Below are 23604 nucleotides of genomic sequence, written 5' to 3'. Positions count from 1 at the left end.
CTCGCCACGAGTGATAGGGGTTGCGCTCATATGAGCGCTCACCTGTGTAATGCAGTTCTCCAACGAGCGGCACTGAGTGCCAGTCGGTTTGTGTTCGTCACCCGAACTCAAAATGCTCGTCTTTTCGACGGTGTGTGTTGAGGTGGATGCCAGCCGTCACTATGCGTTCACTCTTCCAATGGTTCTCGTTCCGGCACTTGGGCGGCGCTTTACTTTCGATGTACTGGCGGATGGGTGGTTACAGCCGTGTGACGTGCTGCTACCCGTGCTGATCGGCCTTCGATCTGGGTACGCTCCCCGCCGTCAGGGCAGCCGTCCACGAGGAGTCGAGTCCCGTGTCGGAAAACAAAGATCCACACGTATCAGCGAACTCTCCCAAGTTCGTGTACGCCTTCACGGAGGGCAACAAGGAGCTCAAGGATCTTCTCGGTGGCAAGGGAGCCAACCTCGCCGAGATGACCAACCTTGGTCTTCCCGTGCCCCCCGGGTTCACCATCACCACCGAGGCCTGCAAGGTCTACCTGGACTCCGGCACCGAGCCTTCCGCGCTGCGCGAGGAGGTCAGCGCCCACCTGGACGCCCTCGAGCGCCAGATGGGCAAGAAGCTCGGCCAGGCCGACGACCCGCTGTTGGTGTCCGTCCGCTCCGGCGCCAAGTTCTCCATGCCCGGCATGATGGACACGGTGCTCAACATCGGGCTCTCCGACGAGTCCGTGGACGGGCTCGCCGAGCAGGCCGGTGACGAGCGGTTCGCCTGGGACTCCTACCGCCGACTGATCCAGATGTTCGGCAGGACCGTGCTCGGCGTCGACGGCGAGCTGTTCGAGGAGGCGCTGGAGGAGGCCAAGAAGGCCAAGGGCGTCTCCACCGACGTCGAGCTGGACGCCGCCGACCTGCGGACGCTGGTCGAGCAGTTCAAGGACATCGTCGGCAAGGAGACCGGGCGGGACTTCCCGCAGGACCCGCGCGAGCAGATGGACCTGGCGATCCGCGCGGTCTTCGACTCGTGGAACGGCGACCGGGCCAAGCTGTACCGGCGCCAGGAGCGCATCCCGCACGACCTGGGCACGGCGGTCAACGTCTGCTCGATGGTGTTCGGCAACCTCGGCCCGGACTCCGGCACCGGCGTCGCCTTCACCCGCGACCCGGCCAGCGGCCAGCAGGGCGTGTACGGCGACTACCTCCAGAACGCCCAGGGCGAGGACGTCGTCGCCGGTATCCGCAACACGGTGCCGCTGGCGGACCTGGAGCAGCTGGACAAGGCGTCCTACGACCAGCTGATGCAGATCATGGAGACGCTCGAGACGCACTACAAGGACCTGTGCGACATCGAGTTCACCATCGAGCGCGGCAAGCTGTGGATGCTGCAGACCCGCGTCGGCAAGCGCACCGCGGCCGCCGCGTTCCGCATCGCCACCCAGCTCGTCGACCAGGGTCTGATCGACGAGGCCGAGGCGCTGCAGCGGGTCAACGGCGCGCAGCTCGCGCAGCTGATGTTCCCGCGCTTCGACTCCGACGCCGCCATAGAGCAGCTGGGTCGGGGCATCGCGGCCTCGCCGGGCGCCGCGGTCGGCAAGGCGGTCTTCGACTCGTACACGGCCATCAAGTGGTCGCGCTCGGGTGAGAAGGTCATCCTGATCCGCCGGGAGACCAATCCCGACGACCTGGACGGCATGATCGCCGCCGAGGGCATCCTCACCTCGCGCGGCGGCAAGACCTCCCACGCGGCCGTCGTCGCCCGCGGCATGGGCAAGACCTGCGTCTGCGGCGCCGAGGAGCTGGAGGTCGACACCAAGCGGCGCCAGCTGACCGCGCCCAGCCCGGACGGCAAGGGCAGCATCGTCATCGACGAGGGCGACGTCATCTCCATCGACGGCTCCACAGGCAAGGTCTACCGGGGCGAGGTCCCGGTGGTGCCCTCGCCGGTCGTGGAGTACTTCGAGGGCCGGATGCACGCCGGCGCCGAGGACGCCGACGAGCTGGTCAAGGCCGTGCACCGGGTGATGGCGTACGCCGACCGGGTGCGCCGGCTGCGGGTGCGGGCCAACGCGGACAACGCCGAGGACGCGGCGCGGGCCCGCCGGTTCGGCGCGCAGGGCATCGGCCTGTGCCGTACCGAGCACATGTTCCTCGGTGAGCGGCGCGAGCTGGTCGAGCGGCTGATCCTGGCGGACGCCGAGGACGAGCGCGAGCAGTCGCTCGCGGCCCTGCTGCCGCTCCAGAAGGGCGACTTCAAGGAGCTCTTCGAGGCGATGGACGGGCTGCCGGTCACCGTCCGGCTGCTGGACCCGCCGCTGCACGAGTTCCTGCCGGACATCACCGAGTTGTCCGTGCGGGTCGCGCTCGCCGAGGCCCGCAAGGACCACAACGAGAACGACCTGCGGCTTCTCCAGGCCGTCCACCGGCTGCACGAGCAGAACCCGATGCTGGGTCTGCGCGGCGTCCGGCTCGGCCTGGTGATCCCCGGACTGTTCACCATGCAGGTGCGGGCGATCGCCGAGGCGGCGGCCGAGCGGCTGGCCGCGAACGGCGACCCGCGCGCGGAGATCATGATCCCGCTGGTCGGCACGGTCCAGGAGCTGGAGATCGTCCGGGAGGACGCGGAGAAGGTCATCCGGGAGGTCGAGGAGACCTACGGCGTCGACCTCGGGCTGACCCTCGGCACGATGATCGAGCTGCCCAGGGCGGCCCTGACCGCCGGCCAGATCGCCGAGTCCGCCGACTTCTTCTCCTTCGGCACCAACGACCTGACCCAGACGGTCTGGGGCTTCAGTCGCGACGACGTCGAGGCGAGCTTCTTCACCGCGTACCTGGAGAAGGGCATCTTCGGTGTCTCGCCGTTCGAGACGATCGACAAGGACGGCGTCGGCAAGCTGGTGAAGGACGCCGTACGCGACGGCCGGGCCACCCGCCCGGACCTCAAGCTCGGCGTCTGCGGCGAGCACGGCGGCGACCCGGAGTCGGTGCACTTCTTCCACGAGGTCGGACTGGACTACGTGTCCTGCTCGCCCTTCCGCATCCCGGTCGCCCGTCTCGAGGCGGGCCGGGCCGCCGCGGAGAGCTCCGGCAGCGACAGCCGCTGACCCGGGTCTCCCGGGCCGCCGCGACAACGACCCTCATCGTCGGCGGCGGCCCGGGATCGGGAAGGGGGCGGTGGGTCCTGTGCGGAGTGACCCACCGCCCCCTTCTTCCTTCTTCCGACGGGGGAGGGGCAGCCCGTCAGAGGCAGCCCGTCGGGGGCAGCCCGTCGGGGGCGGCGCGTCAGGAGCGGAAGGGGCCCGTCACCTCGTAGGTGATGCCGCCGCTCGAACTGCCGCTGGTGCCGCGCTGGCTGGAGAAGTACAGCCGGCTGCCGTTCGGCGAGAACGCCGGGCCGCAGATCTCCGACGACGACTGGCCGTCGATGCGCAGGAACGGCGCGACGATCTCGTCCGGCGTGATGAGGCAGATCTCCATGTTGCCGCCGTCCTCCGCCACGTACAGGTCGCCGGAGGAACTGCCGGTGATGTTGTCGACGCCGGTCAGCGGCGCGTTGCCGCCGACGACGAGGTTGTCGTCGTAGGTCAGCTCGTAGGTGCTGCTCGTCAGGTTCAGCCGCCAGACGCGGTTGTCGCCCTTGGTGGTGAACCAGACGTGGTCGCCGGCCCAGTGGCAGCCCTCGCCGCCGTTGAAGCGCTTGGCGCCGGAGACCTGGTCCCGGGTGGCCGTGCCGGAGCCGGACGGGTTGGGCACGGTGGCCCAGGTGTAGGAGCCGGAGGTGCCGGAGCCGGCGACCAGGACCTGGAGCGTGCCGGACGCGAGATTGCCCCAGGTGCCGGGGATGAACCGGTAGAAGCAGCCGTTGCCGACGTCCTCGGTCATGTAGACGACCTGGCGCACCGGGTCGGCCGCGGCGGCCTCGTGCTTGAAGCGGCCCATCGCGTCGCGCCGCACGGCGGAGTTGACGCCGAACGGGTCGGTCTCGTACACGTACCCGCGGTCGACCTCCTCGCAGGAGAGCCAGGTGTTCCAGGGGGTGGCGCCGCCGGCGCAGTTCTGCCGGGTGCCGCTGAGGATGGGGTAGGCGCCGGTGACGTTGCCCGAGGAGTTGAAGCGCAGGGCGCTCGCCCCGCCGCCGGGGTTGATCTCGGAGTTGGAGACGTAGATCCAGCCGGACCCGTTCGCGAAGCAGGCGCCGCCGTCGGGTGCGCGGTGCCAGGTGTGGGACGTGCCCGGCACCTGCTGGTTGGAGCGGGCGACGACGCGGCTGGTGAAGCCGCTGGGGAGCCGGATGCCGTTGCTGTCGGGGGAGCCGAGCGGACCGTAGGGGCTGGGGCCGTTCTGCGCGGGGGCGGCGTAGGCCGCGCCGTGCGTCAACGTGCCGCCGAAGGCGATCGCCGAGCCGCCTATGGCGGCGCCACGCAGGAAGGTGCGACGTTCCACGGTTACCTCACCGGATGTCGTCGTGGACGCTCCACGACCCGGCGGGCCGCGGAGCCAAACGCTCGGAGGATAGGAGCCCGTGGTGGACCTGTCCGCAACAGCACGTGAACCGGCCGTGCCCATAAGCGGGCACGGCCGGTTCACGGCATCGGTTGGCGGAGGGGCCGACCGATCAGATGGTGACGCCGTTGGACCGGAGGTAGGCCAGCGGGTCGATGTCGGTGCCGTAGCCGGCGCCGGTGCGGACCTCGAAGTGGAGGTGCGGGCCGGTGCTGTTGCCGGTGGAGCCGGCCAGGCCGATCTGCTGCCCGGCGGTCACCGACTGGCCGGCGCTCACCGAGAGGGAGGACAGGTGGGCGTACTGGCTGTACCGGCCGTCGTTGTGCCGGATGACGACCTGGTTGCCGTACGCGCCGGCCCAACCGGCGGAGACGACGGTGCCGTTGGAGACGCTGTTGATACGCGTACCGGTCGGCACGGAGAAGTCCACACCGGTGTGGTAGCCGCTGGACCACATGGCGCCGGAGGCGCGGTACGCGGTCGACGGGGCGGCGGCGACCGGGGCGGCGTAGCCGGAGGCCGGGGCGCTGACCTGCTGCGGGGCCTTGGCGGCCGGCTTCGGCTGCTCGGCCTTGGGGGCCTGCGCCTTCGGAGCCGGCTTGCTCTCCTGCTTGGGTGCCTCGGCCTTGGGGGCCGGCTTGCTCTCCTGCTTGGGCGCTTCCTGCTTGGGGGCCTGCTGCTTGGGCGCCGGCTTCGGGGCCTGCTGCTTGGGCGCCTGCTTCGGGGCGTCCTGCGCGGCGGCGGCCGTACCGTCCAGCGTGAGCCGCTGGCCCGGGAAGATCAGGTCGGGGTTGCCGCCGACCGTGCTCTTGTTCTTGGCGTACAGCGCCTGCCAGCCGCCCTCGACGTCCTCCGCGACGGCGATGCCGTGCAGGGTGTCGCCGGAGACGACGGTGTGCGAGGCGGCACCGGCCTTGGGGGCCTGCTTCGGCGCGGCCTGCTTGGGCGCGGCGGGCTTCGGCGCGGCCTTGGGGGCCTCGGCCTTCGGCGCGGCGGCCTTCGGAGCCTCGGCCTTGGGCGCGGGCGCCTTCGGGGCCTGCTGGGCGGCGGGCTTGGACTCGGCGGTCGTGCCGGCCGGGTTGATGTCGGGCGAGCCGCTGTTCTGGCTCAGTCCGGCACGCGCGCCGCACACAGGCCAGGCGCCGGGGCCCTGCATGGCGAGCAGCTTCTCGGCGGCGGCGATCTGCTGGTCCTTGGTGGCCAGGTCGGCGCGCGGGGCGTACTGCGTGCCCCCGGCGGCGGCCCAGCTGGACTGCTGGAACTGGAGTCCGCCGTAGAAGCCGTTGCCGGTGTTGATGGACCAGTTGCCGTTGCTCTCGCACTGGGCGACCTTGTCCCAGACGGAGACCGGGGCGGCGTTGGCGGTGCCGGCGCCGACGAGCGGGAGGGCTATGCCGGCACCGCCGGCGGTGAGGGCGAGGGAGACCCGGGAGACACTACGGGCGATCTGGGAGTATTTCGAGCGGCGATGGCGGCCACGAGACATAGGGGTGTTGTCCTCTCCTACGCCTACGAGGTGAGCTGTCGGATTCGGGCTGGAGATGCCCGGCCACCTCTCCGGTTCGCGCTGTGCGCCCCGGGCGGTGGCTTCACCCCAAGCCGGTCGTGTGCGCCACGACTCGGCACTTACCTGGTTCCCCCGCTCCTGCCGTGCGGTGATCTGTTTCCCGTCGTCGGGCGGCAGGACTCGGCGTCCCGACTCTGGGGCCGGCGCACGTGATGCGACAGCGGAGGAACGGTAAACACAACGATTTGGCGCAGACAAGCAGCGGGTCGCCCGGGAGGAGACAAATCGGGCAGGACCGGCGCGATTTGGCGACTGTCCGCACCGGCGCCCTCTCCCTGGGTGAGATGGGCGATCATGTCCGCCCTGTGAAGAAATGCGCTGAGCAGCCGAATTGACGGAATGTGGGGAATGCCGGTCGGCGGTGCAATTGCACGTCCTCGAAAATTCTGTGACTCCGGTCACCGAAGGGCTTCCGCGGGTCTTTACATCACCCGATTCCCGTCACGTCCCCGCTGACGGGGTGTCAGCGGGTTGCCCGGTTTCCGCCTTGGGTTTGATGCACTTATGCCCCTTTTGTCACGTCGGGCCCGGCGTCGGCCCCGAGGTCGAGCGTGGGATTCCACTTGTGCCGGATCATCCGTTCCTCGGACGAGGCGCCCCCGGCGTCGCTAACGTCCGTATCGGATCCCGTTCGGGCCGGACCAGCCCGAACCGTGCGAACACCTTTGGGGGGACGAATGAGGAGGTTTGTGGCCGGTGTGATCGCCGCCGCGGCGGCGATCACCGGACTGGCGCTGGTCGGCCCCGCGCGGGCCGTGGAGGGCGAACCACCGCGGAGCGACGTACCGGTGTCGGCGGACGACTGCGACCGCCCCGCCGGCTGAGCGTTCCGGCGGGGCGACGTGGAACACACCCGGCAGGCCGCGCCGGACAGGGCAATGGGACGCGGCATGCCGGGTGTGAGTCGTGGGACGTGCGCTCGGACGGGCCTCGGTCCGCCAGGGCTTCGGTCGGCCAGGGCTTCGGTCGGCGCGGGCCTCAGTCGGCCGCGGGGCCGGTCCGGGCGGGGAAGACCGGAACCCGGTTCTCCTCGCCGTCCGCGTCGTCCAGACAGCGGCCGGTGGTCAGCTCGAACCGCTGCTTGAGCAGCGGCGACGCCACGAACGGCACCCCGCCCGTCGAACCCAGAAGCCCCCGGGAGAGCACGTAGGCGCCGGTGAACGGGTCCCGGTTGCCGATCGCGTACGGACGGCCCTCGCGGTCGAGGAAGACGGCGATCTGGGTGCCGTCCGGCAGCAGGGCCGCAACGCCGCGGCCCGGCAGCAGTGCGGCCAGCTCGCAGACCGGCGTCCAGGCGTCCTCGAAGCGGACCTCGATCACGGTGTCCGTCGTCTCGGACGACGTCGGCAGGGTGGCTGCGGTGAGAGCGGTCATCGCGCGGTGGTCCCTTCAAGCGTGCGGACGGGGATGTCGGGGCCGGAGAGCAGCGTGAGGTCCGGCTTGATCTGCTCGCGCTCCGGAACGAAGGCGACGGTCGGGTCGGGCACTCCGGGCGCGTTGACGAAGGACACGAAGCGGCCCAGCTTCTCCGGGTCCTCCAGCGTCGCGGCCCACTCGTCGCGGTAGTGCGCCACGTGCTCGGCCATCAGCGCCTCCAGCTCCGCGCACAGGCCGAGCGAGTCGTGCACGACCACGTCCCGGACGTGGTCGAGGCCGCCCTCGATGCGGTCCAACCACGCCGCCGTGCGCTCCAGCCGGTCGGCGGTGCGGATGTAGAACATCAGGAACCGGTCGATGAGCCTGATCAGTTCGGCGTCGCTGAGATCCTGCGCGAGCAGGTCCGCGTGGCGGGGAGTGGCGCCGCCGTTGCCGCCGACGTAGAGGTTCCAGCCGCCGGCCGTGGCGATCACGCCGAAGTCCTTGCTCTGCGCCTCCGCGCACTCCCGCTGGCAGCCGGACACCGCCGACTTCAGCTTGTGCGGCGCCCGCAGCCCCCGGTAGCGCAGCTCGAGGTCGATCGCCATCCGCACCGAGTCCTGCACGCCGTAGCGGCACCAGGTCTGCCCGACGCAGGACTTCACCGTCCGCAGCGACTTGCCGTAGGCGTGCCCCGACTCGAAGCCCGCCTCCACCAGCCGGGCCCAGATCATCGGCAGCTGGTCCACCCGGGCCCCGAACAGGTCGATCCGCTGCCCGCCGGTGATCTTCGTGTAGAGACCGAAGTCCCTGGCCACCTCGCCGATCACGATCAGCTTCTCCGGGGTGATCTCGCCGCCGGGGATGCGCGGCACCACCGAGTACGAGCCGTTGCGCTGGAGGTTGGCCAGGAAGTGGTCGTTGGTGTCCTGGAGCGCCGCCTGCCCGTCCGCGAGCACGTATCCGTCGGCGCCGATCGCGGGCGCCAGCGAGGCGATCACCGAGGCCACGGTCGGTTTGCAGACCTCGCAGCCCTCCCCGCCCCGCGCCTCAGGACGGCCGTACTCGTCCAGCAGCCGCTGGTAGGAGGTGATGCGCAGGGTGTGCACGATCTCGTACAGCTCCTGCCGGGTCTGCCCGAAGCAGCCGCACAGTCCCTTGTCGACCGTGACGCCCTGCGACTCCAGCTCGTCCTCGACCAGCCGGCCGAGCACCTTCACACAACTGCCGCAGCCCGTACCGGCCTTGGTGCACTTCTTGACCTCCGGCACGGTGGTGCAGCTGTGCTCGGTGACCGCCGACCGGATCGTGCCCTTGGTGACGTTGTGGCAGCTGCACACCACCGCCTCGTCCGGCAGCGCCGAGGGGCCCAGCGCCGGGGCGCCGCCGCTGCCGGCGGGCAGCACCAGCGACTCCGGCGCGACCGGCGGCACCGTGCCCACCAGCGGACGCAGCGTCCCGTACGCCTCCGCGTCGCCGACCAGCACGCCGCCCAGCAGGGTGCCGTCCTCGCCGACCACCAGCTTCTTGTAGACGCCCGCCCGGGAGTCGGAGTACACGACGTCCAGGCTGTCCTCGGCCCGGCCGTGCGCGTCGCCGAAGGACGCCACGTCCACGCCGAGCAGCTTCAGCTTCGTCGAGGTGTCGGAGCCGGTGAAGGACAGCGCGCCCGCGCCGCCGATCGCGTCGGCGGCGACCTCGGCCATCTCGTAGCCCGGCGCGACCAGGCCGTAGACCATGCCGTCCACGGCCTTCGCGCACTCGCCGATCGCGTAGATCGCCGGGTCCGTCGTCCGGCACAGCTCGTCGACCACCACGCCGCCGCGCTCGCCCACGTCGAGACCGCAGTCCCGGGCCAGCTGGTCGCGCGGACGGACTCCGGCGGAGAACACCACCATGTCGGTGTCCAGCCGCCCGCCGTCCGACAGCACCATGCCGTCGACCGCGCCCGCCTCACCGGTGGTGATCTCCTGACCGGCGACACCGGTGTGCACCAGCAGGCCCATGTCCTCGATCGTGCGGCGCAATGCGGCGCCACCGCCCGAGTCGACCTGGATCGCCATCAGCCGGTCGTTGAACTCCACGACGTGCGTCCGCACGCCCAGACCGTTCAGCGCGCCCGCCGCCTCCAGGCCGAGCAGCCCGCCGCCGACCACCACACCGCTCGTGGCGCCCTTCGCGTACTCCTCGATGGCCAGCAGGTCCTCGATGGTCCGGTAGACGAAGCAGCCCGTGCTGTCACTGCCGGGCACCGGCGGGACAAACGGGTACGAGCCCGTCGCCAGCACCAGCGTGTCGTAGCGGACGACCCGACCCGACCGGGCGGTCACCGTACGGGCCTGCCGGTCGATCGACTCCGCCGGATCGCCCAGGTGCAGCTCGATGCCGTGCCTCTCCAGGAAGCCGTCCTCGACCATCGACAGCTCGTCGGGCGTCCTCCCGGAGAAGTAGGAGGTCAGCTGCACCCGGTCGTAGGCGGGGCGCGGCTCCTCGCAGAGCACGACGATCCGCGTCCGTTCGGTCAGTCCGCGGTCGGCCAGCGCCTGAAGGAAGCGGTGGCCCACCATGCCGTGCCCGACCAGCACGATCGTCGGCACGTCCGCGGACGGTTCGGTGGACGGGTGGGGTGCCGTGGTGGACATCAGGAGCCTCCATCGTGGGTGAGCAGGTGGAGCAGCGGGGCGTCGGCCGCCGCCTCGGGAACGGGCAGCGACTCGTCGTCCGCCCAGCTGCGGGCGACCGCGCCGACGGCACTGAGATCGCCCACCAGGATTCCGCCGACAAGCCGGTCGCCCCGGACGACGACCTTCCGGTAGGCGCCCACGGTGTGGTCCGCGAGCTGCACGACCTCGTCGGCGGGGCCGGGCTCGGTCTCGCCGAACGCGGCGAGGTCGAAGGGGCCGGGGCCGGCGAGGGTCAACCGCGTCAGCGCCCTGGTGCCCGTGTAGCGCGGCACAGCGCTCTCGGCGCTCTCGGAGCCTTCGGCGCTCTCGGCGCTCTCGGCGGAGAGCACGCCGGCGAGTACGTCCGCCTGGTCCTGTGCGGGACCGGCCAGCCCGTAGAGCACACCGGCGTGCTCGGCGCAGTCGCCGACGGCGTGGATGTTCGGGTCGCTGGTGCGCAGCCGGTCGTCGACGACCACACCGCCGGCGACCGTCAGCCCGGCCGCGCGCGCCAGCCCCACCCGGGGACGCACCCCGCAGGCCAGCACGACCAGGTCGCAGTCGAGGCGGTAGCCGTCGGCCATGGTGACGGCCCGCACCGCGCGGCGCCCGTCGGCCCCGGTCTCGGTGGTCAGGCCCCGCACCCGGCACTTGGTGTGCACCTCGACACCCAGGCCCGCCAGATGCCGGCGCAGCAGCTTGCCGGCGGCCTGGTCGAGCTGGCGTTCCATGAGGTGCTCGCCCTGGTGCGCCAGCACCGTCCGCACACCCCTCGCCGCGAGCGCCCGGGCCGCCGAGACGCCCAGCAGACCGCCGCCGATCACCACCGCACGCGGAGTCGCCACGTCCTCGGCGGCGGCGGCCAGCGCCAGGCAGTCGTCCATCGTGCGGAACGCGTACACGCCCTCCGGAAGCTCGCGCCCCTCCGAGCGCCGCTCCTCGAACAGCCCGCGCACCGGCGGCAGCACCGGATTGGAACCGGTCGCCAGCACCAGGGTGTCGTACGGCACCTCGGAGCCGTCGTCGCACACCACAAGCCCGCCGTGCTCGGCGCGGTCGATCCGCACCGCACGCACGCCTCGGCGGGCCTCGACGCCGTCGCCCGGGCCGGGCAGCGCGACCACCTCCGGCCGGTACCGGCCGGCCAGCACCTCGGCGAGCAGAACCCGGTTGTACGCCGGATGCGGCTCCTCGCCGAGCAACGTGACGGACAGGTGGGGCACCGCGCCCAGGCGTCGGACCAGCCGGGCACCGGCCATCCCGCCGCCGATCACCACCACACGTCGCTTCAAGGTCATGCCGTTCAGCGTGCGGGCCGGCTGTTACCCGGCGGCATCACCGTTGTTTCCCGGGAGCAACGGTGACCTCAGCACCGCCCGTGCCCCACTGTGAGCGGCGAAGCCACTCCGCTCACCGCACCGGGCGCGGCGCGACACGCCGGGCGGGCGAGGCGCGTCCATCCCGCCGGGCGCCCCGAACGCCGTGGCCAGCGCCCCCGCGCCCCCGCCTGACCCGTCAAGCGTCCGGTGTGCGCGTTCCCCGTCCGGCGACCGGCGTCTAGGCTCCCGCCCATGAACCGGCAGGCGGCAATCGCATTCAACAGCAAGGTGGTCGAGCGCTTCCGTGCCCGACGCGGCAGCGGTCCGCTCGGCGACGATCTGCCCTTCAACGCGGACGGCCTGCTGCTGCTCACACACACGGGCGCGCGCACCGGCACCCGCCGCACCAACCCGCTGGGCCACCTGGAACTGGACGGCGGGCGACTCTTCGTCGTCGCCTCCTTCATGGGTGCGCCCCGGCACCCGGACTGGTACCACAACGTCCTCGCCCATCCCGAGGTCGAGGTGGAGCTGGGCGGCGAGCACTTCCCGGCACTGGCGTCGGAGGCCGCCGCCGAGGAGCACCCGCGGCTGTACGCCGAGGCGCTGTCCTGGTGGCCGTTCCTCGAGGACCACCAGCGCCGCGCCGGCCGACGGATCCCCCTGGTCGAACTCCGCCGCCGGTAGCCGGAGGCCGGTCCGGCGGACGGTCGCCGGACGGACAGTCGAGTAGCGGGCCTCAGCGGTCGGCCTTCGCCCAGTCGCCGCCGGGTATCAGCACGCCCTCTGCCCGCAGCCGCGCGGTGAGCGGCGCCGCCGCCAGATACACCCAGGCCCGCTCCACCCCGCCGACCAGCAAAAACGCCTCCGCCGCGATGCGCTCGTAGACGTTCGCCGGATCGCCGGGCCGGTACTCCTCCAACTCGTCCAGCACCCGCAGCACCTCGTCGTACTCGGTCGAGCGGGGCATGACCAGCTCGCCGCGCACCTCGCCCTCCCCGGCGACCGCGTACGGGTAGCCGGGGCCCCGGTAGAGCAGCAGACCGGCCATCCGGGCCGGGTCCTCGCGGACCGTCCGGCCGCGCAGCGCCCAGGCGTGGTGCCGCCCGCCCGGGCGCAGTGTGCCGTAGACGAAGAACGGCAACCTCTCAGCGGACTCGCTCATGCCGTCACGGTAACCGGACGAAACCGGTCCGCTCCCTCTCGCGTCATGATCATCGTGACGACGACCGAGGCAGCACCGTGACGACGACCGAGGCAGCAGGACCCGAGAAGCCGGACGGGGGCCCGGGCGCGGCGCGACGTACCGTGGGCAGACGGCGGTTCGCCCAGGTGCTGATGCTGCTGTGCGTCCTGGCGCTGCTGCCGACGACCTGGATCAGGCTCAGCACGGACGGCCGGGTCGGCCCGGCGGCCGCGGCGCCGCACGCCCCGGTCGCGATGGTGTTCGGCGCCGGCCTGCGGGACGGCGAGCCCTCCCGCTATCTGGCGAGCCGACTGGACACCGCGGCGGACCTCTACCACGGCGGCAAGGTGCGCGCCCTGCTGCTCACCGGCGACAACAGCCGCGCCGACTACGACGAGCCGACCGCCATGCGCGACCATCTGCTCCGGCGCGGTGTGCCCGCCGACAGGGTCGTCCTCGACTACGCCGGCTTTGACACCTGGGCGTCCTGCTCCCGCGCCAAGCGGGTCTTCGGCGTGGACGAGGCGCTGCTGGTCAGCCAGGCATTCCACGTGCCGCGCGCGGTCGCGCTCTGCGACGCGGCGGGCGTCCGGGCGCACGGCGTCGCCGTCGCCGAAGCGCGCAACGCCGTCTGGTACGCAGGACACCTGCGCGAACTGGCGGCGGGGGTGAAGGCGGGCCTGGAGGCCACCTTCACCCCCGACCCGCGGTTCCTCGGACCGCAGGAGCCGGGCATCGCCCGCGCACTGTCCGCGGACTGACCACGCGGTCGTCCGTTCAGGCCCGCCAACTCCCGTTAGCGGAGGCGTCCTTGACGAAGTCCGCGAAGTCGCGCGGGGCGCGGCCGAGTACCGTCCGCACGTCGTCCGTCCCGTGGTCGAGGCCGCCCAGCCGGATCCGCCGGAGCAGGTCGCCGACCAGGGCGACGGTCTCGGCGGGGAAGCCCTCGGCGGTCAGCGCGGCGCCGAACTCCTCCTCCGCCAAAGGGAGGTAGTCCATCCTGCGGTCCGCGGCCGAGGCGATCTCCGCCACCGCCTCCCCGAAGGTCAACCCGCGCGCACCGGTCAACTCGTAGGTCCGGCCCGCGTGCCCGCCCTCGGTGAGGGCGACGGCGGCGACCTCGGCGATGTCGCCGGCGTCCACGAAGAACTCCCGGCCCTCGGCCGTGGGAAGGGCGAGCGTGCCCGCGCGCACGTACGCGGAGAGGAAGCCCTCGTCGAAGTTCTGGAAGAACCAGCCGGCACGCAGGATGGTCCAGTCCGGGCCCGCCTTCCGGACGGCCGCCTCGGCGTCGGCCATCAGCCCCTCGGTCGCGGTGCGGCCCTCGTCGGGGAGGCGCGCGGACAACTGCACGATCCGCTCCACGCCCGCCGCCGCTGCCCGCTCGGTGAAGGCGGCGATGTCCGCCACCGAGTCGGTGGTGCCCAGGTCCGGGGCGTAGAGCAGGAAGACCGAGCGGACGCCGTCGAGCGCTGCCGGCCAGGTGGCGCGGTCCTGCCAGTCGAAGGGCGGCTCGCCGCGCCGCCCGCCGAGCCGGACGGGCACGCCGCGCTCGTCGAGCGCCCGCGCCACCCGGCTGCCGATCTTGCCGCTGGAACCCAGGACAAGCGTGGGCGCGGCGGTGTTGGTGGGTGTCTCCGTGTGTGTCATGCGGTCCAGTCAAGCCGCCGCCGGTGAGACGGAACATGGCCGACAGGCGCGGAGACATACGTGTCCGTCTACGCTTGGTGGCATGGACGTGCTCGCCGAACTGCTCGACGGCGCCCGGGCGCGGGGCGGCTGCTTCCACCGGCTGGTGGTCGAACCGCCCTGGGGTCTGCTCGTACGCGACGAGGCCCCGCTGTCGCTCTACACCGTGTTGGACGCGCCCGCCTGGATCGTGCACCCGGAGGTCGACCCCGTCCGCGTCGAACCCGGAGACGTGGCCGTCGTCCGCGGCCCGACCGGCTACCTGGTGGCCGACGACCCGGCCACCCCGCCGAGCCTGGTGGCCGAACCGGGCGACGTCTGCACCACCGCCGACGGCGTCAGCGTCTGCGACGAACTGGCCCTGGGCGTACGGACCTGGGGCGCGGACGGCGACGGCTCGGTGGTCGTGGTCAACGGCACCTACCGGCCGGAGGGCGACGTCAGCGCACGACTGCTGGCCGCCCTGCCGCCGGTGGTGGTCGTCCGTGACGACCCCAACTGCCGCACGCTGCTTCCGCTGCTCGCCGAGGAGATCGGCCGGGACGCCCCCGGCCAGCAGGCCGTGCTCGACCGGCTGCTCGACCTGGTGCTGATCGCGACGCTGCGTGCCTGGTTCGACCGGCCGGAGGCGGCGGCCCCCGCCTGGTACCGGGCCCAGGGCGACCCCGTCGTCGGCCCCGCGCTGCGACTCCTGCACGCAGACCCGGCCCGGCCCTGGACGGTGGCCTCGCTCGCCTCCGCCGTCGGTGTCTCCCGAGCCGCCCTGGCCCGCCGGTTCGCCGAACTGGTCGGGGAGACGCCGATGGCCTACCTCGCCGACTGGCGGATGGACATCGCGGCGGACCTGCTGCGCACCCCCGGTCACACCGTGGCGTCGGTGGCGCGCCGGGTCGGCTACGCCAACGCGTTCGCGCTCAGCTCCGCGTTCAAACGCCTGCGCGGCGTCAGCCCCCGCGAGTACCGGGCCGCCCTGACCACCCCGACCGACCAGTCGTCCCCCGAACCCGCCCCGGCGGCGACCCGGGATGTCTGACCGGAGCGCGTCCGGCGAAGGCGCCCCGGCCGGCTACCGGGAGCGGCCCGCGTCGCGGCTGCCCGGCGCGCAGATCTGGACCCGCCCGGCAGGCGGCGGCCCGGAGGAGGACACCCGTGTCCTGCCCGACGGCTGCATGGATCTCATCTGGCACGAGGCCGCCGACGGCCTGCTGGTGGCCGGCCCCGACACCCGGGCGCACACCAGCAGGTCGACGCCGGACGCCGGATGGGCCGGACTGCGGCTCCCGCCGGGCGTCGCGCCCGCCCTGCTCGGCGTGCCCGCGCACGAACTCCGCGATCGCCGGGTGCCGTTGGCGGAAGTCCTGCCGCTCACCCGGGCCCGTCGCCTCACCGCACGCGTGGACCGCGCGACGGACCGGGGCGCGATGCTTGAGCGGATCGCCCTCGAACTGGCAGGTGAGCCTCCCGACCCGCTGTGCCAAGCCGTGGCGGCCGGACTCCGCCGCGGCCGTCCCGTGGCCGAACTCGCCGACGAAGTCGCCCTGAGCCCACGCCAGTTGCACCGCCGCGCGCTCGCGGCGTTCGGCTACGGGCCCAAGACGCTCGCCCGGGTCCTACGGCTCCGCGCGGCGCTGCCGCTCATCACGTCGGGCCGACCGCTCGCCGAGGTAGCCGCCGCCACCGGCTACGCCGACCAGGCCCACCTCACCAGGGAGGTGCGAGCCCTCACCGGACTGCCACCCGGCCGGCTGCGAAGCCACCCCGCCGGCACTGCGGCATGAGCCTCCAGGGCCCGGGCCGGAGGTCAGCCCAGCGGGGCGAAGAGGTCGATCCCGTTCCCCTCCGGATCGAGCACCACCGCGTACCGCTGCCCCCAGAACGCGTCCCACGGTGCCTTCTCGCCGTGGTGACCGGCCTCCGTCAGCTCCCGGTACACCCGGTCCACATCGGCCGCGTCCGCACAGCGGAACGCCAGCGAGACACGGCCCTCGCCGGTCGGCATCCGGTAGTCCGGATACATCGTGCGGATGACCTCCACGGTGTCCCAACCGAGCCGGACCCCGCCGGGACCGGCCACCTCGACATGCTGCTCCCCGTCGGCCTCGGCCGGGATGTCCAACCCGAGCCGTCGGTAGAACGCGAGCGTGGCGGCCATGTCGGCTGTCACCATGCCGATCATGTCGAAGCGGGGAGCGGGACGGTCCTTGCTGTGCTGTTCCATGCCAGGCACGCTACGGCCACCGCCGCCCGCCGGTCTTGAACGAATCGGACGTGCCCCGACCGGGACGGCACGGGCGGTACGAGAGGATGGCCTGATGCGCACATCCGTACGACTCGCCGTGCAAGGCCGGCTGTTCGCCGGAGACTTCGAGATCCACCTGACCGTGGACGGCACCGGGGACGAACTGTCCGGGCTGGAGGACTTCGCCCGCGCCCACGGCCTGAAGTGCGCGTTCATCGTCCTCGATCGAGGACGCACGCCATGGCAGCCGATGATCACGCAGCGCGCCCAGGGCACCCTCGCCGAGGCCGCCGACAGCGCCGAGGCCACCGCGGCCGGTCTGTCGGCGGCCGGATTCCGGGTCGTACGGACGAAGGTGGAGGCGACGCCGTGGTCGGACGGGGTGCCCCGGGACGACAGCGCCGCCCGCTCCCTGCCCGGCGACCAGTACTTCGAGCACCACGTCAAACTGCTCCTGCCGGCCGACGCCGAGCTGGCCGCGTTGGCCCGGCTGGCCGAGAGACACGGGGCTCACGTGTCCCGGAACGCTCGCCGCAGGCGCGACGACGGCCCGGCCGAACGCTTTGTCACGCAGCGCTGCCGCGGCGTCGGTGACACGACAGCAAGCTGCCGCCTTTCCGACCTCACCGCCGAACTGACCGCCGCGGGCTGGGAAATCATCTCGTCCGAGCGGGAGTTCGTGGTGTACGACAGTGCGCAGGCGTTGGACGCCGGCTGGATCAGGGAAGCGGAGGCGGCGCGATGAGCACAAACTGGTCCCAGGTGCGGTACGGGCCGTGGCCCGACACCCCGGCGCCACGCAAGGCGCCCGACGAGGCGGAACGCGTGGCGTGCTCACTGCCCGCCACACTGCGGCCGATCGACTTCGACGGGGTCGACCAGCCGATGGTGTTCGACCCGGCGAGCCTGCACTACGCGAACGCCATGCGACTGGGCGAGCCACGCTTCGGGGACGCCGAAAGGGGCGAACGCTGGCGCGTCGCCCGGCGGTACGCGCTGGACGCGGCACTCGCGGCCGTCGCCGACTCGCCCTGGGCAGAACACCTCGTGCTGCGGGGGAGCGTCCTGATGACCGCGTGGTTCGGCGACGAGGCACGCGAACCCGGCGACCTCGACTTCGTCGTGGTGCCCCGCTCCTGGAACCTGGACGACCCGCGCACCGACCGGATGCTCACCGGCCTCGCCCGGGCCGCCGAAGAACTGTCGGCGGACGGTCCGGCACGGCTGGAGGCGGCCGGCGCCGTCAGCGACGAGATCTGGACCTACGACCGCGTACCGGGCCGCCGCCTGGTCCTGCCCTGGCGGCAGGCGGACCCCGACGAGCCGGGCGGCACCGTACAGCTCGACTTCGTCTTCGGCGAACGGCTCCCCCTCGAGCCCGAGCGGACCCGGGTGCCCCGCCCCGGCGGCGGCCCGCCGCTGACACTCACCTCCGCCGGGCCCGAACTGTCCCTCGCCTGGAAGGTCCAGTGGCTGCTGACCCACAGCTATCCCGAGGGCAAGGACCTCTACGACGCGGTGCTGCTGGCCGAAGCGGTGCCGCTGCGGTACGAGCTGCTGTGCGAGGTACTGCACGGCATGGGGGACGAGTGGCGGCGCCCACCGCTCCCCGAGTTGCTGTCGGACCTCGCCCATGCCACCGAGTGGGACGAGTTCCGCAAGGACGCCCCGAACCTCCCGGACACCGCCGACGCCCACGCCGAGCGGCTGCGCACCGCGCTCGCCCCCACCTTCTCCGCCGACCGCCACCGCATGCGGGTGACGTGGTTCTCCCACCACGACCTCCCCCGGTACCGCGGTGTCCTCGCGCGCGAGGGCATGGCGGCCGTCCAACGCGCGCTGACGGCGGCACAGCTCGGTGTCGCGGACGCGGTGGCCGTCACGAGCGAACTGCTGGGCGGTGACAGTTTCCTGACAGACGCCGTCCGCGTGGTGGCCGATTTCCGCGCACTGGACGTCGACAAGGCGACGGCACAGGCCGACCTGCCGCCTGTCCCGCCGAGCGGCTGACAACTCTCAGTCCGCCGCCAACTCCCGCTCCAGCGGGGTGCGGAAGGTGGGCGTGACGCGGGCGGGGCCGAGCCAGGCGGTGAGTTCCCCGACGGTCGCGGCCACCCGCGCGCGGGCCTCGGCGCCCGGGTCGACGAGCAGCCGGTGGGCCACCCGACCGTCCGCCCGCTGCGCCCAGCCGCCGATCACCCGTCCGTCCGCCCACACCGTGGGGCCGATGTTCCCGTTGCGGTCGAACAGCGCCGGGACCAGCTCCGGATCGAGGTAGAAGCCCCGCCGCCGCCAGCCCATCGAGCTCGGGTCGAGGGACGGCAGCAGCGCCACCCACGGCTCCGGGGAGGGCGCCCGCGCGTGGTCCTCGGGCAGCAGCAGCCCCACCGACCCGTCGTCCAGGTCGACCTCCACGGTCTCCACCGCCGCCAGCGCCCGCCGGGTGTCGGTCAGCGTCCAGCCCGTCCACCACTTCACGTCCTCGACCGTCACCGGACCGAACGCGGCCAGGTACTCCCGGGCCAGCCGGCTCCTGGCCTCCGCCGGTGCCAGGTCCGTGGCGTGCGGCTCGGCGAGCGTCCAGCGGAAACGGGCGCTCGTCCAGGCCCCGCTCGGCCGGGCCCGGCGGACGGCGCCCTCGGCGGCCAGCACCCGCAGCAGCCGTGAGCCGACGCTGATCCGCGACTCGTAGGACTTGCCGGGCGCCAGGACCAACTGCTCCCGCAGCTCGGGCACGTCGGCCGTCAGCCGCACCGCCGTCGCCTCGCCCCGCTCCGCGAGCGCGGCCAGCAACAGCCGCTCGGCGGCCGCCAGCCGCGCGTCCGACCAGCCCGCCTTGTGGACCTCGGCGACAAAGCCGCGCCGCTCCCGCGCGGCGACCGCCCGCGCCGTGGAGACGTCGACGACGGGCACGAGCGGGGTCGGCACGACGAACATCGTGCGCCGCATGCACAGCAGTCTGGTGACCGTGTGCTCCTCGTACAGCGACCGCTCCACCTCGGCCACCGTCGGCTCGGCGAGCCGCGCGGCGGCCGACAGGAACACCGTGGCCGGGTCCGTGGCGTGCAGGCCGACGACCGCCCCGGCGGCCTCGGCGACCGTACGGGCGCCGGGACCTGCCAGCCGGTGCCTGACGCCCAGCAGCGCGCGTCGCTGCGCGTCGCTCACGCGCGGGCGGGCGCTCAACGCGGCCCGCCGGCGTCGCCGGTGGCGCGTGAACCACCTGTGGGCGTGAATCTCCACCGGTTCGCCCCCGAGCGGGCGTGGTCGACGGTCATGCTGCCCAGCATGACCGACCCCACTGACAACGTGCCCTCCTACCGAACGATCCGGGTGTCGGGCCCGGACGGACCCGTGGCGGCCGTCACGGACGTCGCGGCCTGGCAGGCCAGGGACGGCTACCCGGATCTGCTGTCGGCCGGCGTGCCCGCCTTCGGCGTCGTCCGGGAGCGGGAGGCGGGCGGCTGGGACGTCGTCTCGTCGTTCTCCGGGCTCGCACCGCAGGACGCGCGCGACAGCATGGGCCACCACTTCCGCGTCCGGGCGAAGGAGGCCGAGGAGTCCGGTGACGAGGCGGCCCGCGCGGAGTTCCAGCGGGCGGCCGAGCGCATGGACTGGGAGGCCGTCGACGAGCAGACCGTGCGCGGCGTGCGCTACCGGGTGGCGCGCGCCGAGCGGTTCGTCCGGCACGGACCCGACGGTCCGGAGCCGCCCCGGCCCACCGACGCCGATCCGCGCGGCCCGGAGCCGGGCGGTACCGCCTCCGACCCGCTGGACGGATTTGTCATCGACCCGGCGCTGCCGACCGGCATGTCCGAGAGCATCCTGCGACTGGAACTGCTCGCCCTGGTGGCGAGGGCGGGCACGGTCCCCGAGGACGTGCGCCGGGACTCGGTACGGGCCTCCCGGGAGTATCCGGGCGGCGTGCTGCTGCCGCCGGCCTTCCTGGTCGCCACGTGCGAGGGCGGGCGCTGGCGCCCGGACACGGCCCACGACAGCCCGACCCCGCGGGAGGCCAGAAGCGGCCTCGCCACCCGGCTGCGGGTGATGGTGCCCTGGGAACTGCGCCTGAGCCCGGAGGAGAGCGCGCCGTACGTCACGGCGGCGGACGAGATGGAGGACGCCCGCGCCGACGAGCTTCAGGTGTGCGGGCGCCGCTACCGGATCGTCCGGGTCGAACGGCTCGTCCGCGTCGGCCCGGACGGCCCCGAGCCCTCCCGGCCCTCCGACCACGACCCGCAACCGCCGGTCAAGCTCCAGGAGCAGCAGCTGCGCGAGGCCGGAGAGCTCGACGACGAGGACGACGAGGACACCGAGAACGCCGAGAACGCCGAGAACGCCGAGAACGCCGAGAACGCCGACGAGTACCCCGAGGGCGGCGGCGCCGCCCCCGACCCCGAGCGGGCTCGGGTCGAGGAGCAGGCCCGCCGGCTGATCGAGCTCTACCAGCAGGACGTCGCACGCCGGAAGGCCCGGCGCCCCCGCCCCTGAGCCGCCCCGCCGGGGTGGTGCCGCCCCGAACCGGCGGCACCACCCCGTGCGGGCTCAGCCCTTGCGTGCGTTGATCCGCGCCTGGCGGGCGGCGAGCTTCTCGTCGAGCTTCACGGCCTCGCTCTCCAGCCCGGCCAGGTAGAGACCCAGCTCCTCCTGAGCCCGGGCGCCCTCGGGGCCGAGCCCGTCGATCTCCATGATCTTCAGGAAGCGCAGCACCGGCTGGAGCACGTCGTCGTGGTGGATGCGCAGGTTGTAGATACCGCCGATGGCCATGCGCGCGGCGGACCGCTCGAAGCCGGGCATGCCGTGGCCGGGCATCCGGAAGTCGACCACCACGTCGCGCACGGCCTGCATCGTCAGGTCCGGTGCCAGCTCGAAGGCGGCGCGCAGGAGGTTGCGGTAGAAGACCATGTGCAGGTTCTCGTCGGTGGCGATCCGCGCGAGCATCCGGTCGCAGACCGGGTCACCGGACTGGTGTCCGGTGTTGCGGTGCGAGATACGCGTGGCCAGCTCCTGGAACGCCACGTAGGCGACGGAGTGCAGCATCGAGTGCCGGTTGTCTGACTCGAAGCCCTCCGACATGTGCGCCATCCGGAAGCGCTCCAGCTCGTCCGGGTCGACTGCCCGGGACGCGAGCAGGTAGTCGCGCATGACGATGCCGTGGCGGCCCTCCTCGGCCGTCCAGCGGTGCACCCAGGTGCCCCAGGCGCCGTCACGCCCGAAGAGCGAGGCGATCTCGTGGTGGTAGCTGGGCAGGTTGTCCTCGGTGAGCAGGTTGACCACAAGCGCGATGCGGCCGATGTCGGTGACCTTCGACTCGCGCGGGTCCCAGGGCTCGCCGTCCTCGAACTGTCCGGGGAAGTTGCGCCCATCCGACCAGGGCACGTACTCGTGCGGCATCCAGTCCTTGGCGACCTTCAGATGCCGGTTGAGTTCCTTCTCCACGACCTCCTCCAGCGCGTACAGCAGCTGGGCGTCCGTCCACTCCTTCGAGCCGGCGAGGTAGGGAGAGGTCAGCGTCACGGGGGCTCCAGAAAAACACGACGACATACCTACGGGGTCGTAGGTTACGAAACCGTAGGTTAAGCGCCGCCGAGCGCCCCCGCCAAGCCCATCGGTGGAGTCGCGAGCTCACGCAGTGTCGCCATCCCCCATCACCGGCCCTTTCTCGCGCGGCTGTTGCCCGCCGATGTGATCTACGCCACTCCGTGGCCGGATCGGAATCAGATCTCGCTCCCACCGGAAAACCGCCGCCCGCAGACTGGGCGTTCTCTTCGACAGGGGCTGAAGCCATGTCCCGCATTCGCGCCGCCGTGGTGGCGGCCGTGGCCTCACTCGCGCTGGTCCTCGGTGGCAGCGCCTGTACCTCGCCCGAGCAGGGCACCGCCGAGCGTTCCACCTCCGAGGAGGAGGTGACGGACGAGTCGACAGAGTCGCCGGCGTCGGAGGAAGGTCAGAAGGAGGCCGAGGAGGCGCCGGACACCGAACTCCGGGTCGGTGACACGTTCCGCTACGTCGACGGGCTCAAGCTCACTGTCACGCGACTCACCGAGATCACGTCCTTCGGCGAGTTCGACACCCGCCCCGAGGCCGACCGACTCGCCTTCCGGGTCCACCTTCGGGTTGCCAACGACGGCGACACGCCAGTTGACCTCGACGGCTTCCACTTCTCCGCCGTGGGCGCCACAACCGGCGGCGACACTCGTTTCCTCTACGTGACCGAAGGCTCCAAGGAGATGGCCGGCCGGTTGGCGCCTGGTCGCAGCGCCGACTTCACCGAGGAGTTCTCCATCGACAGGAGCGACGGCCGCGAGGTCGTCGTCCAGGCGTCGCGGTTCGACGGCGACGTGAACGTCTTCGCGGAGCCGCCGAAGTGGACTGGCGCCATCCGCTGAGGGCTGCGCCCGTGGCGGCGGTTCAGCCGGCCGCGCGTTCCGCGCGTTCCACGCGGACGGCGCAGACCTTGAACTCCGGCATGCGGGAGGTCGGGTCGAGAGCGGGGTTGGTGAGCGTGTTCGCACGGCCCTCCCCGGCCCAGTGGAACGGCATGAACACCGTGTCGGGGCGGATGTCGCGGCTCACCTTCGCCGGGGCGACGGCCCGGCCGCGCCGGGACGTCACCGCCACCGGCTCGCCGTCGGCGACGCCGACGCGCTCGGCGAGCAGCGGATGCAGTTGGACGAAGGCCTCCGGGGCAGCCGAGTTGAGCGTCGGCACCCGGCGGGTCTGCGCGCCCGACTGGTACTGGGCGAGCACCCGTCCGGTGGTCAGCAGCAGCGGGTACTCCTCGTCGGGCTCCTCCGCCGACGCCCGGTGGGTGACGTCCGCGAACCGCGCGCGCCCGTCCGGGGTGGCGAAGCGGTCGAGGAAGAGGCGTGGCGTGCCGGGGTGGCGCGGCCCGTCGGCGGAGTCGGGGCACGGCCAGAAGACGCCGTCCTCCTCGGCGATCCGCCGGTAGGTGATGCCCGAGTAGTCGGCCTTGCCGCCGGCCGAGGCGCGGCGCAGCTCGGCGAACGCCTCCTCGGCGTCCACCGGGAAGCCCTTCTCCCAACCGAGGCGCGACGCAAGCGAGTTCAGCACCTGAAGGTCGCTGCGGACGCCGGGCGGCG

The 23604-nt window shown here is 72.5% G+C and carries 21 protein-coding genes and 1 riboswitch; of the genes, 10 read left to right on the top strand and 11 right to left on the bottom strand.

The window, feature by feature from the left end; translation table 11 throughout:
* Positions 1–335 precede the first annotated feature (335 nt).
* Positions 336–3083, top strand: a complete 2748-nt coding sequence (gene ppdK, locus FNX44_RS00410) for a pyruvate, phosphate dikinase (protein ID WP_143645783.1) — start codon at positions 336–338, stop codon at positions 3081–3083.
* Between the two features lie 178 nt (positions 3084–3261).
* Here ppdK and FNX44_RS00405 read toward each other — a convergent pair whose 3' ends face one another.
* On the bottom strand, positions 3262–4422 hold the full coding sequence (locus FNX44_RS00405) for an alkaline phosphatase PhoX (protein ID WP_143645781.1): 1161 nt from the start codon (positions 4420–4422) through the stop codon (positions 3262–3264).
* Positions 4423–4594: 172 nt separating this feature from the next.
* Positions 4595–5968 carry a transglycosylase family protein gene (locus tag FNX44_RS00400; RefSeq protein ID WP_143645780.1) on the bottom strand — a complete coding sequence of 458 codons (1374 nt, stop codon included), beginning with the start codon at positions 5966–5968 and terminating at the stop codon, positions 4595–4597.
* Positions 5969–5973: 5 nt separating this feature from the next.
* A riboswitch (cyclic di-AMP (ydaO/yuaA leader) is annotated at positions 5974–6150 on the bottom strand.
* Positions 6151–6726: 576 nt separating this feature from the next.
* Here FNX44_RS00400 and FNX44_RS27845 point away from each other — a divergent pair.
* Entirely contained in the window at positions 6727–6873 is a 147-nt protein-coding gene (locus FNX44_RS27845) for a hypothetical protein (RefSeq protein WP_173019078.1), read from the top strand.
* A 154-nt stretch (positions 6874–7027) separates the two neighbouring features.
* Here FNX44_RS27845 and nirD read toward each other — a convergent pair whose 3' ends face one another.
* From nirD to FNX44_RS00385, 3 genes are read right to left on the bottom strand one after another with little or no spacing between them, the layout of a single operon-like run.
* Positions 7028–7423, bottom strand: a complete 396-nt coding sequence (gene nirD / locus FNX44_RS00395; RefSeq protein WP_143645778.1) for a nitrite reductase small subunit NirD — start codon at positions 7421–7423, stop codon at positions 7028–7030.
* A complete protein-coding gene (gene nirB / locus FNX44_RS00390) occupies positions 7420–10047 on the bottom strand; it encodes a nitrite reductase large subunit NirB (protein WP_143645776.1) in 2628 nt (875 codons plus the stop codon). The genes nirD and nirB overlap by 4 nt, the downstream gene beginning before the upstream one ends.
* A complete protein-coding gene (locus FNX44_RS00385; RefSeq protein ID WP_143645774.1) occupies positions 10047–11366 on the bottom strand; it encodes an NAD(P)/FAD-dependent oxidoreductase in 1320 nt (439 codons plus the stop codon). The genes nirB and FNX44_RS00385 overlap by 1 nt, the downstream gene beginning before the upstream one ends.
* A gap of 273 nt (positions 11367–11639) precedes the next feature.
* Here FNX44_RS00385 and FNX44_RS00380 point away from each other — a divergent pair, with 273 nt between their 5' ends.
* Positions 11640–12074, top strand: coding sequence for a nitroreductase/quinone reductase family protein (locus FNX44_RS00380; protein ID WP_143645772.1), 435 nt, complete (start codon positions 11640–11642; stop codon positions 12072–12074).
* Positions 12075–12126: 52 nt separating this feature from the next.
* On the opposite strand, the gene FNX44_RS00375 is transcribed toward FNX44_RS00380, so the two are convergent.
* Entirely contained in the window at positions 12127–12552 is a 426-nt protein-coding gene (locus tag FNX44_RS00375; protein WP_143645771.1) for a gamma-glutamylcyclotransferase family protein, read from the bottom strand.
* Positions 12553–12725: 173 nt separating this feature from the next.
* On the opposite strand from FNX44_RS00375, the gene FNX44_RS00370 reads away from it, so the two are divergent.
* Positions 12726–13334, top strand: coding sequence for a SanA/YdcF family protein (locus FNX44_RS00370; RefSeq protein ID WP_143645851.1), 609 nt, complete (start codon positions 12726–12728; stop codon positions 13332–13334).
* 16 nt (positions 13335–13350) lie between these two features.
* Here the strand turns inward: FNX44_RS00370 and FNX44_RS00365 are convergent, their stop codons facing one another.
* Positions 13351–14223: a Rossmann-fold NAD(P)-binding domain-containing protein gene (locus FNX44_RS00365; protein ID WP_143645769.1), complete on the bottom strand. Its 873-nt coding sequence runs from the start codon at positions 14221–14223 to the stop codon at positions 13351–13353.
* Positions 14224–14305: 82 nt separating this feature from the next.
* Here FNX44_RS00365 and FNX44_RS00360 point away from each other — a divergent pair, with 82 nt between their 5' ends.
* The gene (locus FNX44_RS00360) at positions 14306–15295 is read left to right on the top strand and encodes an AraC family transcriptional regulator (protein WP_143645767.1); all 990 of its coding nucleotides are present in this window, start codon (positions 14306–14308) and stop codon (positions 15293–15295) included.
* Positions 15288–16040, top strand: coding sequence for a helix-turn-helix transcriptional regulator (locus tag FNX44_RS00355; protein WP_143645766.1), 753 nt, complete (start codon positions 15288–15290; stop codon positions 16038–16040). The genes FNX44_RS00360 and FNX44_RS00355 overlap by 8 nt, the downstream gene beginning before the upstream one ends.
* Positions 16041–16063: 23 nt before the next feature.
* Here FNX44_RS00355 and FNX44_RS00350 read toward each other — a convergent pair whose 3' ends face one another.
* Entirely contained in the window at positions 16064–16480 is a 417-nt protein-coding gene (locus FNX44_RS00350; RefSeq protein ID WP_228449495.1) for a VOC family protein, read from the bottom strand.
* 94 nt (positions 16481–16574) lie between these two features.
* On the opposite strand from FNX44_RS00350, the gene FNX44_RS00345 reads away from it, so the two are divergent.
* Both FNX44_RS00345 and FNX44_RS00340 read left to right on the top strand, forming a co-directional pair.
* Complete coding sequence (locus tag FNX44_RS00345; RefSeq protein ID WP_143645764.1) at positions 16575–17246, top strand: hypothetical protein; 672 nt, start codon at positions 16575–16577, stop codon at positions 17244–17246.
* Positions 17243–18511 (top strand): nucleotidyl transferase AbiEii/AbiGii toxin family protein, encoded by a 1269-nt coding sequence (locus FNX44_RS00340; RefSeq protein ID WP_143645762.1) that lies wholly within the window; start codon positions 17243–17245, stop codon positions 18509–18511. Before FNX44_RS00345 ends, FNX44_RS00340 begins: the two co-directional genes overlap by 4 nt.
* 6 nt (positions 18512–18517) lie before the next feature.
* On the opposite strand, the gene FNX44_RS00335 is transcribed toward FNX44_RS00340, so the two are convergent.
* The gene (locus FNX44_RS00335) at positions 18518–19669 is read right to left on the bottom strand and encodes a winged helix DNA-binding domain-containing protein (RefSeq protein ID WP_323368980.1); all 1152 of its coding nucleotides are present in this window, start codon (positions 19667–19669) and stop codon (positions 18518–18520) included.
* Between the two features lie 120 nt (positions 19670–19789).
* Here FNX44_RS00335 and FNX44_RS00330 point away from each other — a divergent pair, with 120 nt between their 5' ends.
* Positions 19790–20992: a DUF5954 family protein gene (locus tag FNX44_RS00330; RefSeq protein WP_143645759.1), complete on the top strand. Its 1203-nt coding sequence runs from the start codon at positions 19790–19792 to the stop codon at positions 20990–20992.
* Positions 20993–21046: 54 nt separating this feature from the next.
* On the opposite strand, the gene FNX44_RS00325 is transcribed toward FNX44_RS00330, so the two are convergent.
* Complete coding sequence (locus FNX44_RS00325) at positions 21047–22018, bottom strand: acyl-ACP desaturase (protein WP_143645756.1); 972 nt, start codon at positions 22016–22018, stop codon at positions 21047–21049.
* 269 nt (positions 22019–22287) lie between these two features.
* Here FNX44_RS00325 and FNX44_RS00320 point away from each other — a divergent pair, with 269 nt between their 5' ends.
* Entirely contained in the window at positions 22288–22890 is a 603-nt protein-coding gene (locus FNX44_RS00320; RefSeq protein WP_143645754.1) for a hypothetical protein, read from the top strand.
* A 22-nt stretch (positions 22891–22912) separates the two neighbouring features.
* Here FNX44_RS00320 and FNX44_RS00315 read toward each other — a convergent pair.
* Positions 22913–23604: molybdopterin oxidoreductase family protein (locus FNX44_RS00315; RefSeq protein WP_228449494.1), on the bottom strand; the 692-nt coding region annotated here is incomplete at its 5' end.

Source organism: Streptomyces alkaliterrae, from assembly GCF_007097205.2.
Classification (GTDB): Bacteria; Actinomycetota; Actinomycetes; order Streptomycetales; family Streptomycetaceae; genus Streptomyces; species Streptomyces alkaliterrae.
This window is presented reverse-complemented; position numbering and strand designations above follow the sequence as displayed.